Source organism: Promineifilum sp. (SeqCode), assembly GCF_041918635.1.
Classification (GTDB): Bacteria; Chloroflexota; Anaerolineae; order Promineifilales; family Promineifilaceae; genus Promineifilum.
This window is the reverse complement of the sequence record NZ_JAYRVJ010000018.1, coordinates 1-13,435: the sequence shown is the minus strand read 5'-3', so window position 1 is coordinate 13,435 and position 13,435 is coordinate 1. Positions and strand designations below refer to the sequence as shown.

Here is a 13,435-nt window from a genome sequence, read left to right as displayed (position 1 = left end):
GGAGAAGTGGTCGGCCGCTACGAGAGGGTGCGGCGAATTATCTTCCCATTGGAAATTGATCGCCTCGTCATCGCGGACCAGAACCGGCAGCCCCGTTAGCGTCTCGTTGTTGTAGAACTCGGCCCGCCACCCTTGAATGTCATAGGTCGTGATTGAGCCACTGTGCCAGGTTTCGGGCACAAGGGCCGTGCGCTGCCCGTTCTCATACACCAGGCCGCGCATGTAATCGCGTAACCAGGGTTCCCAACAGCCGTTGGCATCCGGCGTGTAGCCCGCTTCCTCGGCGCCATGAAGGTCGTCATAGGGAAAGGAGAACCCCAACCAACTATAGAAGCCTGTCACGCCATGCAGCCATTCGTGGAGGAATACTTCGCCGTCACAGGTGTCGTTCTGCCATATCCAGCTGATATTGAACACTGCGGCATATGTCATGCCATTCGCGTAATCAAAAGGCCAATAGCCGAGACCCCAACCATAACTGGGTATCGACTGGCCGGTGGTCGGGTGCGAGGCTTGCCAGAAGACGATCACCGAGTCATACAGACCGGGTGGCGCATACTGATCCAGTTCAATTCGCGTCACATCGGGTGACGGCCAATACCCCGTCCCAATGGGCTCCAGATCCGTCAGGGCGCGATTGACGTAGATGACGTTGGCCTCTGCTTCGGCCAGGTGATCGGAGAAGTCATAGATGTTCCCGCGATGGGGTTGGTTCAGAAAGGACTGCACCATGTTCTCCGCATCCTGAACGGGCATGGTCGCTGTCAAGTGGCGCGCTGTGCCGTCGATATCGGTGTAGTCGGTATCTGTATGGCGATAGACGAGGATCAACATCTTCCATGGATCGCCAGTGACGTTCTGGGCAGCAGCGGTGTTTGCCAGTAGCAGGATCCCCAGACTAACGACCAGGGTGCTGTACTGCATTAGGCGCTTGAAGTTGTTCACGATGCTAATTCCTCCTTTGTGCAGTTGCTACCCGGATGAGGGAGTGAGACGAAAGACAAACACAGGCCCTGACCAGCCACGAGGGACGAACAGTAGACGATAGTCGTCGAGGTCGATTGCCGCATTGCTCGATAAGTCACCGGGCGCGAGATCATAGGTCCAGACACCACCCAGATCGACGCGCTCGGCCGGCACGCCTTCACCGACGATCATATCCTGCACCGGCGAATCCAGCGGCGCGATGTAGCCGAATTCATCACGAATCAGCTGAACGGCCCAAACCATATCAATGGGCTGACCGGATTCATTGAGGAGATCGACACTGATCTGTAACTGACTACCTTGTAGCGTGACCTCCGTGACGGTAGCTGTAAAAGCATCCAGCGTTACCGTTTCACCAGTACTGTAGTTGGGCAAGGAGTAGAAGAAATCGCCCATGGGTACGACGGTTGTGGGTGCGTCGACGGCGACTGTCACTTCCGACGGGCGCTCGACGCCCGGGTCGGTGGACGCCGGCCCGGGCGCCTCGGCCGCACAGGCGGCCAACGTCAGTAGCAGTATGAGTAAAACGAACCAGTTTCGCACGAGATACCTCCTTGATTGGATGCCCAGAAGGTGGCCTTCAACGAGGGTTAGAAAAGTGCGCCGCGAGAAGAACCACTTGTTGTCGCCAATGCGCGAGCTTAGCAATGGCTTGGTGGCAGCAATCGCAACTTGGTGGAGAAGCAGTAACTATATAATGGTATGCATCACCCAGGCGCACTAAGTGATGAAAGTCATGTATTGCTACGACGAAAATCACGTAATTGTAAATAGCAGGTGGACTATTTACCTGATTGACACGCGCTCGGCTATTGCTTACAATGCATCTGCAACTACAACCAATTCGCAATAACTAATGACTCACAACAACCACAACCTCAGCGCCCTCATCCACCAACGCGGCCACCGCCTAACCCCCCAACGCCAAATCATCCTCGACGCCCTCTGCGCTCTGGGCGGGCACGTGACGGTGGCCGAACTGTATGAGCGGGTGCACGCCCAGTTCCCGGCCATCGACCGCTCGACGGTCTACCGGGCGCTGGACTTCTTCGGCGAACTGGGGCTGGTGTGCGCGGCCGAGGTGGGCGGGGCGATGGTCTACGAAATCGCGCCCGGCGACGGCTCCGGCGCGCACCACCACCTCATCTGCCGCGACTGCGGCGACGTGGCCCACGTGCCGGGCGACGCCTTCGCCGCCCTGGCCGAGCGGCTGCGGGCCGAGCATGGCTTCGCGGCCGACGTGGACAACCTGACCATCCACGGCCGTTGCCGTGAATGCGCCGCGCCCGATGGAGCGTAAGAAGAGACAAAAGTGTTATCCGCAGATTGGGCAGAATAAGAGGCTCACGCAAAGAGCGCCAAGAGTGCCAAGAACGCAAAAAAAGCTCTTCTTGGCGTCCTTGGTAACCTTGGCGTTCTTTGCGTGAGCCTCTTCAAACCTGCCCAATCTGCGGATGACAAATCTTAAGAGGAATGACTATGAACGTGATCCCGGCCGGTATTCTGTTGCACATTCCCGATGGCTTCCTTCACATTGCCGTCTCGGCTGTCTGCTGGCTGCTGACGCTGCTCATCGTCGGCATGGCCGTCAGCCAGACGCGGCGCGACTTCGACGAGCGGCTCGTGCCCCTGGCGGGCATCATGGCCGCCTTCATCTTCGCCGCGCAGATGCTCAACTTCCCCGTGGCCGGCGGCACGTCGGGCCACTTCGTCGGCGCGGCGCTGGCCTTCATCGTCCTCGGGCCGTGGCTGGGGCTGCTGGCCATGACGGCCGTCATCGCTGTCCAGGCCCTCCTGTTCCAGGACGGCGGCTTGCTGGTCATGGGGGCCAACATCCTGGTCATGGGCGTCGTGCCCGGCTTCCTGGCCTACTACGTGAACCGCATCGGCCGCGGCCGGAGCGCGCGGGCGCAACTGGTCGCCGCCGGGTTGGCGGCCTGGCTATCGGTCGTCCTCGCGGCGCTGGTCGTGGCCCTGCTGCTGGCCTTCAGCGGCACGAGCAGCCCGGGCGTCGTCCTGCCGGCCATGCTGGGCGTCCACGCCCTCATCGGTCTGGGCGAAGCGCTCATCACCGTCGCCGCGCTGGCCTTCATCCGGCGGGCGCGGCCGTCGCTGCTGACCGAGGGCAAGGAGGCGGGGCGGGGCGGCTGGGTCGTGGCCGGACTGGCCGTGGCCCTGTTGCTGACGCTCTTCGCGCCGTTCGCCTCCGGTCACCCCGACGGCTTGGAGTGGGTGGCCGAGTCGGCCGGCTTCCTGGGCGCGGCCCAATCGGCCCCTTATGAGCTGTTGCCCGACTACACCATCCCCTTTCTGGGCCAGACCGGCCTCTCGACCATCGTCGCGGGCGTCGTCGGCGCGCTGCTGGTGGCCGGGCTTGTCTACCTGGCCGCCCGCGCCCTCCGCCGGCGGCAGTTAGTATAAAGAATTGCTCACGCAAAGACGCAAAGAACGCAAAGTAAAGAAGGTTTCTTTTCTTTGCGTTCTTTGCGTCTTTGCGTGAGATCTTTCTTCTATGAACGCTAACGCATTTGACCGCTATTTGGAGCGCCCCAGCCCCCTGCACCGCCTCGACCCGCGGGTCAAGGTCGTCCTGACGTTGGCCTTCATCGTCTCCGTCGCCCTCCTGCCGGAGCGAGCGTGGGCGGCCTACCTGGCGGCCTTTCTGCTGGTCATGGGCGCGGCGCTGACCGGGCGGCTGTCGCCCTGGCTGGTGGTGCGCCGCTCCTTGCTGGGGCTGCCCTTCCTGCTGGCGGCCGTCACCATTCTGTTCACCGTGCCGGGCGAGGCGCTCTGGCGCGGGCCGCTGGGGCTGACGGTGACCGACGCCGGGGCGGCGCGCTTCGCCGGCATCGTCCTGCGCAGCCTCATCTCTATTCAGGCGGCCGTGCTGCTGACGGCAGCCACGCGCGTGCCCGACATCCTCCACGCCCTGCGCCACCTGCGCGTGCCGGCCGTGCTGGTATCGATCATCGCCTTTATGTTCCGCTACCTCTTCGTGCTGGTGGAGGAGGTGCAGCGCCTGCTGCGGGCGCGGGCGGCGCGCAGCGCCCACCTGCCGGGCGTGGCCGGCGGGGGCGGCGTGCGTTGGCGGGCCGAGGTGGCCGGCCACATGGCCGGGCAGTTGCTCGTGCGCAGCCTCGACCGCAGCGACCGCGTCTATCAGGCCATGCAGGCGCGCGGCTATCGCGGCGAGTTGCTGACCCTCTCGCCCCACGTCATGCGGCCGGCGGATTGGGTGTGGCTGGCGTTGGGAACGGCGGCGATCGGGGCGCTCCAGGTTATGGCGCGGTTGTAGGGGCGCACCTGCTTGTGCGCCCTGGGGCAGACACGTAGGTCTGCCCCTACGGTAGAAGATAAGGAAGGTAAACGTGCCGGTTGTACATCAAGAGGAAAAGCGCCCCGCGCCGGTCGGGAGGCCGGCGAACCAGAGTACGGCCATCGTTCAGATCGACGGGCTGACCTTCGCCTATCCCGACGGGCAGCAAGCGCTGCGCGGCGTGACCCTGCGCATCGCGCCGGGCGAAAAGGTGGCCCTGGTCGGCCCCAACGGCGCGGGCAAGAGCACGCTCATGCTCCACCTGAACGGCATCCTGGGCGGAGCAACTTCGCCCGTGCGCGTCTGCGACCGGTCGCTGAGCAAGGAGCAGTTGCCGCTCATCCGGGGCATGGTCGGCCTGGTGTTCCAGAACCCGGACGACCAGTTGTTTTCGCCGACGGTGCTGGAAGACGTGGCCTTTGGGCCGCTGCACCAGGGCTTGCCCGAGGCGGAGGTGCGACGCCGGGCGCAGTGGGCGCTGGAGCAGGTGGGCCTGGGCGGCTTCGAGAGCCGGCTGTCCCACCACCTGAGCCTGGGCCAGAAGAAGCGCGTCGCCATCGCCACCGTCCTGTCCATGCGGCCGGAGATTCTGGTGCTGGATGAGCCGACGGCCGGGCTAGACCCGCGCGGCCGCCGGCAGTTCATCGGCCTGCTGCGCGACCTGCCGCAGACCATGCTCGTGTCCACCCACGACATGTGGCTGGTGGCCGAGTTGTTCCCGCGCATGGTGATCATGGACGAGGGGCGGGTGGTGGCCGACGGCGCGACAGCCGACCTGCTGGCCGACCGCGCTCTGCTGGAGGCACACGGACTGGAATCGCCAGCTGCCTACTATGCCTAAAGTCTTGATGAGTAAGGCCAGGGCATGACTTCAGTACTGTTGATGGTTTGTCCTACTCGCATTATACTACGGATGGCCAACCGGTGTGCCTGGCTCACTAGTGCGTTAAGTAGAATTGAACAGCCGCCGGGGGTCGCTTTGGAAGTCCGTGATGGAAAATCGATTAGCGCTGCCCCGCTCCCTCCAGCGGCAAACGATCCTGGCTCTCAACCACTTGGGCCAGGCCGTGACCTCCAGTCTCAAGCTGGAGGACGTGTTACAGCGCGTGTTGGTCGAAGTGGCTGCCCTGCTGAAGGCCGAGGGCGTCGCCATTCTGTTGCCGGAGGGGGATCACCTGTCCTTCGTCGCCGTGCGCGGCCCTGGCGCGGCCCAGTTGCGCGGCACGACGATGCCCCAGGACGCGGGCGTGGCCGGCTACGTATTGCGGACGGGTGAAGGCGTCTGGCTGGGGCGCGACGGCGGCAACGTCAACGACCCCGACATCTACTTCTCGGTTGAATCCACCAGCGGGTTTCACAGCGAATCGATGCTGGCTGCGCCGCTGCGCCGCGGCGGCCAGACCATCGGCGTGCTGGAGGCCGCCCACAGCAGCGGCGACGGCCTGACCGCCGACGACCTGCCGGCTCTGGTGGGTGCGGCCAACTGGGCCTCCATCGCCATCGTCAACGCCCAACTCCACGAACAGGCCCAACAGGCGCGCCAGCAGCAGGCCCAACTCGAGGAACGCGCCCGTCTGGCTCGCGAACTCCACGACGCCGTGACCCAATCGCTCTACAGCATGTCGGTGCTGGCCGGCGCGTGGCGACGCCAGATCGACACCGGCCAACTGGAGCCGCAAAAGGAGCACATCGCCGAACTGGGCCAGATGGCCGAGCAGGCGCTGCGCGAGGTGCGGCTGCTCATCTACGAGTTGCGGCCGACCGAGCTTCAGGAAGAGGGGCTACTGGGCGCGCTCTATCGCCGCCTGGAAGCGGTGGAGCAGCGCGCGGGCATCCAGACGCGCCTGGTCGTCACCGATGAGGCCGGGCGGCCCTACCCCATACCGGCCGTCGGCCGCGAGGTCATGACCGACTTCTACCGCTTGCCCGCGCCGGTGGAGCAGGGCTTGTACCGCATCACCCAGGAGGCGCTGAACAACGTCCTGCGCCACAGCGGCGCGACGTCGGTCTGCGTCGGTTTCCGGCTGGGCTCCAGTACCTTGACGCTCGAAATTCAGGACAACGGCCAGGGCTTCCCCGTTGAAGAACAACAACGGACGGCCACTGGCTTCGGCTTGGTCAGCATGGCGGAGCGGGTGCAACACCTGGGCGGCCGCCTGTCGATCACATCATCGCCGGCAGCGGGCACCACAATTCGCGTGGAGGGAGTGCCGTACCGGTTCGTGGACGCTGATGGGATGATTTCTTAAGGAGGCTCGACATTTTCGAGGTTAATGGAAGGCTTATGATAGACGTACTGATTGCGGATGACCATGCGATTGTTCGGCGAGGATTGCGGACGCTCATCTCCGGCGAGCCGGATATGGAGGTCACGGGCGAAGCGTCGGACGGCCACGAGGTGGTCGTTCGGGCGCGCGACCTGCGGCCGGACGTCATTCTGTTGGACCTGGTAATGCCCGGCCAGAGCGGCCTGGAGGCCATCGGCCAGATCAAGGCCGATAACCCCGACGCCCGCGTCTTGGTGTTAACCAGTTTTGGCGACAACGACCGGGTTTTCGCGGCGATCCGGGCCGGGGCGTCGGGCTACCTGCTCAAAGACGCCTCGCCCGAGCAGTTGCTTCAGGCGATCCACGACGTCTACAACGGTGAGTCCCACCTGCACCCGACCATTGCCCTGAAGATGCTGCGCGAACTGGACAATCCGGTGGCCGCCGCTGCTAACCGGCCGCTGACCGACGATCCGCTGACCGAGCGCGAAGTCGAGGTGTTGCGGCTGGTGGCGCAGGGCCTCAGCAACCAGGATATCGCCAAGTCGCTGACCATCAGCGAGCGCACCGTCGGCAACCACATCGGCAGCATCCTGCGCAAGCTGCACCTGGCCAATCGCACCCAGGCGGCGCTCTATGCCCTGCGTCGCGGTTTGGTGGACATCAACAATGCCCCCACGGTCGCCGCGCCGGAGGACAATGGCGCCAGCAATGGCGCCGGCGGCGCGAGCAGCGGCGCGGACAACGACGCCACAGAAGCGTAGCGCCACACCTGATACCCGCCGCCAACCGGCCGAGACCTGCTCGCCCCGCGAGAAGGTCTGCGGTTGTTTGCGCCCCTGTAGTAGGGGCAGACCTGCGTGTCTGCCCCGTGGCGCGTATCTGCCCCAGGCGCGCATCTGCCCCAAGACACACACGCTGCCCAGGGCGCGTATCTGCCCCAGGCGCGCATCTGCCCCAAGACACACACGCTGCCCCAGGGCGCACAACGCTGCCCAAGGTGCACACACAAGTCCCAGGGCGCACACGCAGGTGCGCCCCTACTCATTTGTACGTTTCCCCCATTGCCGCTACACTTGCCCCACTCCACTGAACGCAACTCGGGGGAATAATCGGGTCGAGCGACCCCGCTTGCCCGGCCAAACCCGCCCCCGGCCATCCTAACCGGAGAGAGCACATGGCCAAGCCCGTTATTCTCACTCTTGATGATGAACCTCAAGTACTGAACGCCGTCGGCCGCGACCTGCGCGCCCACTTTCGCAACGACTACCGTATCCTCAGCGCCAGCAACGGCCAGGACGCCCTCGACGCGCTGCGCCAACTGAAAGAGCGCGGCACGCCCGTCGCCCTGCTGCTCGTCGACCAGCGCATGCCGGAGATGACCGGCGTGGAGTTCCTGGCCGAGGCGCTGAAGCTCTTCCCCGACGCCCGCAAGGTGCTGCTGACCGCCTACGCCGACACCGAGGCGGCCATCGCCAGCATCAACAAGGTCGGCCTCGACTACTACCTGATGAAGCCGTGGGACCCGCCGGAGCAGAACCTTTACCCCATCCTGGACGACCTGCTGAGCGACTGGTGGGCGACGACCCCCATGCCGTTCGACGGCATCCGCGTGGCCGGCACGCTCTGGTCGCCGACTTCGCATATCACGAAGGACTTCCTGGCCCGCAACCGCATCCCCTACCAGTGGCTTGACCTGGACAAGGACGCCGACAGCCGCGCCGTGGTCGAGGCGATGTTCAAAGAGGAGAGCGTCAAGCTGCCCGTGGTCTTCTTCCCCGACGGCACGTCGGTCATCCAGCCCACTATAATGGATCTGGCCGCGCGCGCCGGCCTCCAGACCGAGGCGACCGCGCCCTTCTACGACATGATCATCATCGGCGGCGGCCCGGCCGGGCTGGGCGCGGCCGTCTATGGCGCGTCGGAAGGGCTGAAGACGGTCATGATCGAGCGCGAGGCGACGGGCGGCCAGGCCGGAACCAGCTCGCGCATCGAGAACTACCTCGGCTTCCCCAAGGGGCTGAGCGGGGCCGACCTGGCGACGCGGGCCGTGGCCCAGGCGCGGCGGCTGGGCGCGGAGATTCTGACCGCCCGCGAGGTGATGCAGGTGCGCGTCGAAGACCCCTACCGCTACGTCAGCCTGAGCGACGGCACGGAGTTGGGCTGCCGGGCGCTGGTCATCGCCACCGGCGTCACCAACCAGAAGCTCGACGCGCCCGGCGTGAGCGAGTTGACCGGCGCGGGCATCTACTACGGCGCGGCGCTGACCGAGGCGGCCTTCTACCGCGGCGAGCACCTGTGCGTGGTGGGCGGCGCGAACTCGGCCGGGCAGGGGGCCATGTTCTTTTCCCGCTATGCCAGCAAGGTGAGCATGCTCGTCCGCGCCTCCTCGCTCAGCAAGAGCATGTCGCAATACCTCATCGACCAGATCGGCGCGACGGAGAACATCGAGGTGCTGACCCGCCATACCGTTGAGGCCGCTCACGGCAAGGATCGCCTGGAGGCCATCACCGTCCGCAACCACGACACGGGCGAAGAGCGCCGCATCGACACGCCGGCCCTCTTCCTCTTCATTGGCGCGGTTCCCCACAGCGAGTGCGTGGCCGGCATCGTGGAGCGCAACAGCGCCGGCTTCATCCTGACCGGGGCGGACTTGATGCTGGACGGCCACCGGCCGAAGGGCTGGAAGCCGCAGCGCGACCCCTACCTGCTGGAGACGAGCGTACCCGGCATCTTCGCCGCCGGCGACGTGCGCCAGGGGGCCACCCGCCGCGTGGCCGCCGCCGTCGGCGAGGGGGCGAACGTGGTCAGTCAGGTCCATCAATATCTGAGGACTGTGTAAGTGGGCGGGGGAGCAGGGGGGCGGGGGAGCGGGGGTGACTGCCCCCTGGCAGAGTCCGCATCCTCAGATGCGGACGGCGCACATTCAGATGCGGACGAGTGCGCATCTGAGGATGCGCACTCTATGCCGGGAAGGCGCATCTTAGGATGCGCGCTGTAGGAGGTTCGCTTGTCATCCCCGCCCCCCCGCTCCCCAGCTCCCCCGCTCCCCCGCAACATCTGGATCATGACCGTCGCCAGCTTCCTGACGGACGTATCCAGCGACATGATCAACAACCTCATCCCGCTCTTCCTGGCCAACGCGCTGGGGGCGCGGACGGGCACCATCGGCCTGGTCGAGGGCGTGGCCGAATCCACCAGCAGCTTCATCAAGCTCCTCTCCGGTTGGTGGTCGGATCGGGTGATCAGCCGCAAGCCGCCGACGGTCATCGGCTATGCCATCTCCGCCTTCTCCAAGCCGCTGCTGGTCCTGGCGAACAGTTGGCTGCCGGTGCTGGGCGTGCGCTTCGCCGACCGGCTGGGCAAGGGGGTGCGCACCGCCCCGCGCGACGCCCTGCTGGCCGACAGCGTGCCGCCGGAGCGGCGCGGGCTGGCCTTCGGCTTCCACCGCGCCGGGGACAGCCTGGGGGCGGTCGTCGGGCTGGGCGTGGCCCTGCTCATCGTCTGGCTGACGCAGGGCAACCAGCTCTCCCTGTCGCGGGCCACCTTCCAGCGCATCGCCCTCGCCAGCGCGCTGCCGGGGCTGCTGGCCGTGCTCGTGCTGGCGCTGGGCTTGCGCGAGGTGCGGCGGAGCGCGCCGGCCGCCGGGCAGCCCATCCTCGGCTCCTTCCGGGCCATGCCCACCGCTTACCGGCGCTTCCTGGTCATCTTCGGCCTCTTCACACTGGGCAACTCGGCCGACGCCTTCATCATCCTGCGCGCCCAGGAGCGCGGGCTGAGCGTGGCCGGCGTGCTGGCCATGTTGCTGGCCTTCAACCTGGTCTACACAGCCGTGGCCGGGCCGGCCGGGGCGCTGTCCGACCGGGTGGGGCGTCCGCGGCTCATCCTGGCCGGCTGGGCGGTCTACGCCGCCATCTACCTGGGGCTGGCGGCGGCCGGCGCGGCCTGGCAGGTGATTGCCCTGTTCATCGCCTACGGCCTCTACCACGGCCTGGTGGAGAGCAACGCGCGGGCCTACGTGGCCGATCTGGCTGGCGCGGCGGGGCGGGGCGCGGCCTATGGCCTCTACCACGCCGTCGTTGGCCTGGTCACGCTGCCGGCCAGCCTCATCGCCGGGGTGCTGTGGCAGGGCGTCGGGGCGTGGCCGGGCTTCGGGCCGTCTGCGCCGTTCCTGTTTGGGGCGGGGCTGGCGGCGGTGGCGGCGGTGTTGTTCCTGGTGTGGCTCGCGCCGAATAAGGTGTAGGGGCGGGTTTCAAACCCGCCCCTACGGCTACCACCGCGATTGGAGTTTACATGAACCACGCCGACCACGTCGCCCTCCTCCGTCCCGGCGTCCAGCCTGACCGCCCGGGCCAGGTGTGGGCCGATCTGGGCGCGGGCGACGGCGCCTTCACGCTGGCGCTGGCCGAACTGCTGGGGCCGGGGGCGACCATCCACGCCGTTGACCGGGATAGGGCGGCGCTGGCGCGGGGGGCGGCCGAGGCGGCGCGGCGCTTTCCCGGCGTGGCCGTGCTTCCCCAGGCGGCCAACTTCACCGGGCCGCTCGACCTGCCGCCGCTCGACGGGCTGGTGATGGCCAACGCCCTCCACTTCGTGCGCGACCGGGACAAGGAGGCGCTGCTGCGCCGGCTGGCGGCTCACCTGAAGCCGGGCGGCCCATTCCTGCTGGTGGAGTACAACGTGGATCGCGGCAACCTCTGGGTTCCCCACCCCCTATCCTATGAGACGTGGGCGGCGCTGGGGGCGCGGGCTGGCCTGACCCGCGTCCGCCTCCTCGGCCGCCGCCCCAGCCGCTTCCTGCGCGAGATCTACGCCACCATTGCCTATCAGAGAATGGCTACGGATTGAGACGGCTCATACGGAAAAAGAACGGATTGAATCCCGTCTTTTATCCGTATCCTCCGTCGAAATCCGTAGCCATTCTCTTTTTCCGTAGGTTTCCTACGCCCACCTGACGCCCCGTCGTCGGCTGCCCCACGGAGGCCCAAAACGGGGAACAAGGGGCTGAACCCCATCGTTTACCACTTGTAGGGCCGCACAAGCAACCAAACCGGGTGCGGGCCGACGAGGGAAACGATGAAAAAGTTCCAAGCCAATCAACTGAAGCAGTTCGCGATGACGCAGATCGACCGCGCCCGGCGTGAAGTCCGCCGCCACTGGCGCGAGATGGCCGAGTCCGACGCGCCGTCCGCCACCCTCGCCGCGACCTTCGCCACGGGCACGCTCATCAGCACCATCCCGGTGCCGCTGGTCGATATGGCCCTGGCCGCCTTCGTCATGCGCCGCTACTCCCACCTGCCGCGCGCGCCGTTCTTCGCGGCCATGGCGCTGACCAACAACCTGGTCATGGCCCCGCTCTACGCCTGCACGCCCAAGGTCGGCGCGTTCGCCCTGGGGTGGTTGGCCTGCCACACGCCGATGGTCGCCCCGGAAGCGCTGGTGGTGCGTATCCTGGTCGGTTACCTGCTCATCGCCTTCAGCCTGGCCGCGGCCAGCTTTGTGGTGGCCCACACCGGCTTCGCCGGCTACCGGGTGGTTCGCCGGCCCCAACCGGTCTTCGCCTTCGTCCAGCCGTTGCACGTCCTGCGGCGCGGCGCGCGGTAAGAAGAGCAGAGCTCACGCAAAGGGCGCAAAGGAAGAAAAGAACGCAAAGAAAGCATTTTCTCTTGGCGTTCTTGGCCCACTTTGCGCCCTTTGCGTGAGATTCTTCTCCACACCTTTGCATAGCAGCGATCGCGCGCTACCATCAGCCGATGCAACCCATTCAAGGACTCCACCACGTCACGGCCATGGCGGGCGACCCGCGGGCCAATATCGACTTCTACCACACCCTGCTGGGACAGCGGTTGGTGAAGAAGACGGTCAACTTCGACGACCCCGGAACCTATCATTTCTACTTCGCCGACGCGACAGGCACGCCGGGCACGGTGCTGACCTTCTTCCCCTGGCCGGGCGCGCGGCGCGGCACGCCGGGCAACGGCGAGGCCGCCGCCGTGGCTTACACCATCCGCCCCGGCTCGGCCGACTTCTGGCGGGCGCGGCTGGGCGCGGCCGGCGTGGTCATCGGCCAATCGCAGACGCGCTTCGGCCAGGAGGTAATCCCGTTCCGCGACCCGGACGGGATGGCCGTCGAACTGGTCGTCAGCGACGCGCCGGCCGCGGTGCAGTACTGGGCCGAAGGGCCGGTGCCGGCCGAGCACGCCCTGCGCGGCTTCCACAGCGTCACGCTCTGGCTGGACGAGGTCGAGCGCACGGCGGCGCTGCTGGCCGACCAGATGGGCTACACCGCCGCCGGCCAGGAGGGCAGCCGGACGCGCCTGGCCGGGGCCTCGGGCGACATCGGCCTGTACGTCGATCTGCTGCACCGGCCGGGCCAACCGCGCGGCCGCTTCGGCGTCGGCTCCATTCACCACGTCGCCTTCCGCACGGTTGACGACGACGAACAACTGGCGTACCAACTGGCGCTGCGGGCGGCCGGCTTCGACGTGACGCCGGTGCGCGACCGGCAGTACTTCCACTCCATCTACTTCCGCGCGCCGGGCGGGGTGCTGTTCGAGGTGGCGACGGACGCGCCGGGCTTTCTCTACGACGAGACAGCCGGTGCGTTGGGCAGCGCCTTGCGCCTGCCGCCGTGGCTGGAGCCGCGCCGGGCCGAGATCGAGGCGGCGCTGCCCGACCTCCGGCAGCCGGAGGCGCGGCCATGAACGCGACCCCCACCCCCACCCACCCCCACGGCGGGCAACCCCTGCGCGCCGCCGGCCGGCCGCTGGCCGAAGCCGACAGCGCGCTGATCCTGCTGCACGGCCGGGGCGCGACGGCCGAGAGCATCCTCGACCTGGTCGACTACCTGCCGCGGCCAGGCATG

General features: G+C 66.6%; 13 protein-coding genes. 11 read left to right on the top strand and 2 right to left on the bottom strand.

Annotated features, from left to right (window positions below; genetic code table 11):
- Positions 1-945, bottom strand: a 945-nt coding sequence (locus ACE3UY_RS00825; protein ID WP_374685659.1) for a hypothetical protein, incomplete at its 3' end; no start/stop codon positions are given.
- A 27-nt stretch (positions 946-972) separates the two neighbouring features.
- Positions 973-1,530 (bottom strand): hypothetical protein, encoded by a 558-nt coding sequence (locus ACE3UY_RS00820; protein ID WP_374685658.1) that lies wholly within the window; start codon positions 1,528-1,530, stop codon positions 973-975.
- Between the two features lie 313 nt (positions 1,531-1,843).
- Between ACE3UY_RS00820 and ACE3UY_RS00815 the strand changes: the two genes are divergently transcribed.
- From ACE3UY_RS00815 to ACE3UY_RS00765, 11 genes are all read left to right on the top strand, one after another.
- Positions 1,844-2,287 carry a Fur family transcriptional regulator gene (locus ACE3UY_RS00815; RefSeq protein WP_374685657.1) on the top strand — a complete coding sequence of 148 codons (444 nt, stop codon included), beginning with the start codon at positions 1,844-1,846 and terminating at the stop codon, positions 2,285-2,287.
- Between the two features lie 179 nt (positions 2,288-2,466).
- Entirely contained in the window at positions 2,467-3,408 is a 942-nt protein-coding gene (locus ACE3UY_RS00810) for an energy-coupling factor ABC transporter permease (RefSeq protein ID WP_374685656.1), read from the top strand.
- 91 nt (positions 3,409-3,499) lie between these two features.
- Entirely contained in the window at positions 3,500-4,282 is a 783-nt protein-coding gene (gene cbiQ / locus ACE3UY_RS00805; RefSeq protein WP_374685655.1) for a cobalt ECF transporter T component CbiQ, read from the top strand.
- Between the two features lie 142 nt (positions 4,283-4,424).
- Positions 4,425-5,144, top strand: coding sequence for an energy-coupling factor ABC transporter ATP-binding protein (locus tag ACE3UY_RS00800; protein ID WP_374685660.1), 720 nt, complete (start codon positions 4,425-4,427; stop codon positions 5,142-5,144).
- Positions 5,145-5,295: 151 nt separating this feature from the next.
- Positions 5,296-6,552 (top strand): GAF domain-containing protein, encoded by a 1,257-nt coding sequence (locus tag ACE3UY_RS00795; RefSeq protein ID WP_374685654.1) that lies wholly within the window; start codon positions 5,296-5,298, stop codon positions 6,550-6,552.
- A gap of 35 nt (positions 6,553-6,587) precedes the next feature.
- On the top strand, positions 6,588-7,334 hold the full coding sequence (locus ACE3UY_RS00790; RefSeq protein WP_374685653.1) for a response regulator: 747 nt from the start codon (positions 6,588-6,590) through the stop codon (positions 7,332-7,334).
- A 413-nt stretch (positions 7,335-7,747) separates the two neighbouring features.
- On the top strand, positions 7,748-9,412 hold the full coding sequence (locus ACE3UY_RS00785; protein WP_374685652.1) for an FAD-dependent oxidoreductase: 1,665 nt from the start codon (positions 7,748-7,750) through the stop codon (positions 9,410-9,412).
- Positions 9,413-9,580: 168 nt separating this feature from the next.
- The gene (locus ACE3UY_RS00780) at positions 9,581-10,813 is read left to right on the top strand and encodes an MFS transporter (protein ID WP_374685651.1); all 1,233 of its coding nucleotides are present in this window, start codon (positions 9,581-9,583) and stop codon (positions 10,811-10,813) included.
- A gap of 50 nt (positions 10,814-10,863) precedes the next feature.
- Positions 10,864-11,418 (top strand): trans-aconitate 2-methyltransferase, encoded by a 555-nt coding sequence (locus ACE3UY_RS00775; RefSeq protein WP_374685650.1) that lies wholly within the window; start codon positions 10,864-10,866, stop codon positions 11,416-11,418.
- Between the two features lie 228 nt (positions 11,419-11,646).
- On the top strand, positions 11,647-12,174 hold the full coding sequence (locus ACE3UY_RS00770) for a DUF2062 domain-containing protein (protein ID WP_374685649.1): 528 nt from the start codon (positions 11,647-11,649) through the stop codon (positions 12,172-12,174).
- 149 nt (positions 12,175-12,323) lie between these two features.
- Positions 12,324-13,274, top strand: coding sequence for a ring-cleaving dioxygenase (locus ACE3UY_RS00765; RefSeq protein ID WP_374685648.1), 951 nt, complete (start codon positions 12,324-12,326; stop codon positions 13,272-13,274).
- Positions 13,275-13,435 lie beyond the last annotated feature (161 nt).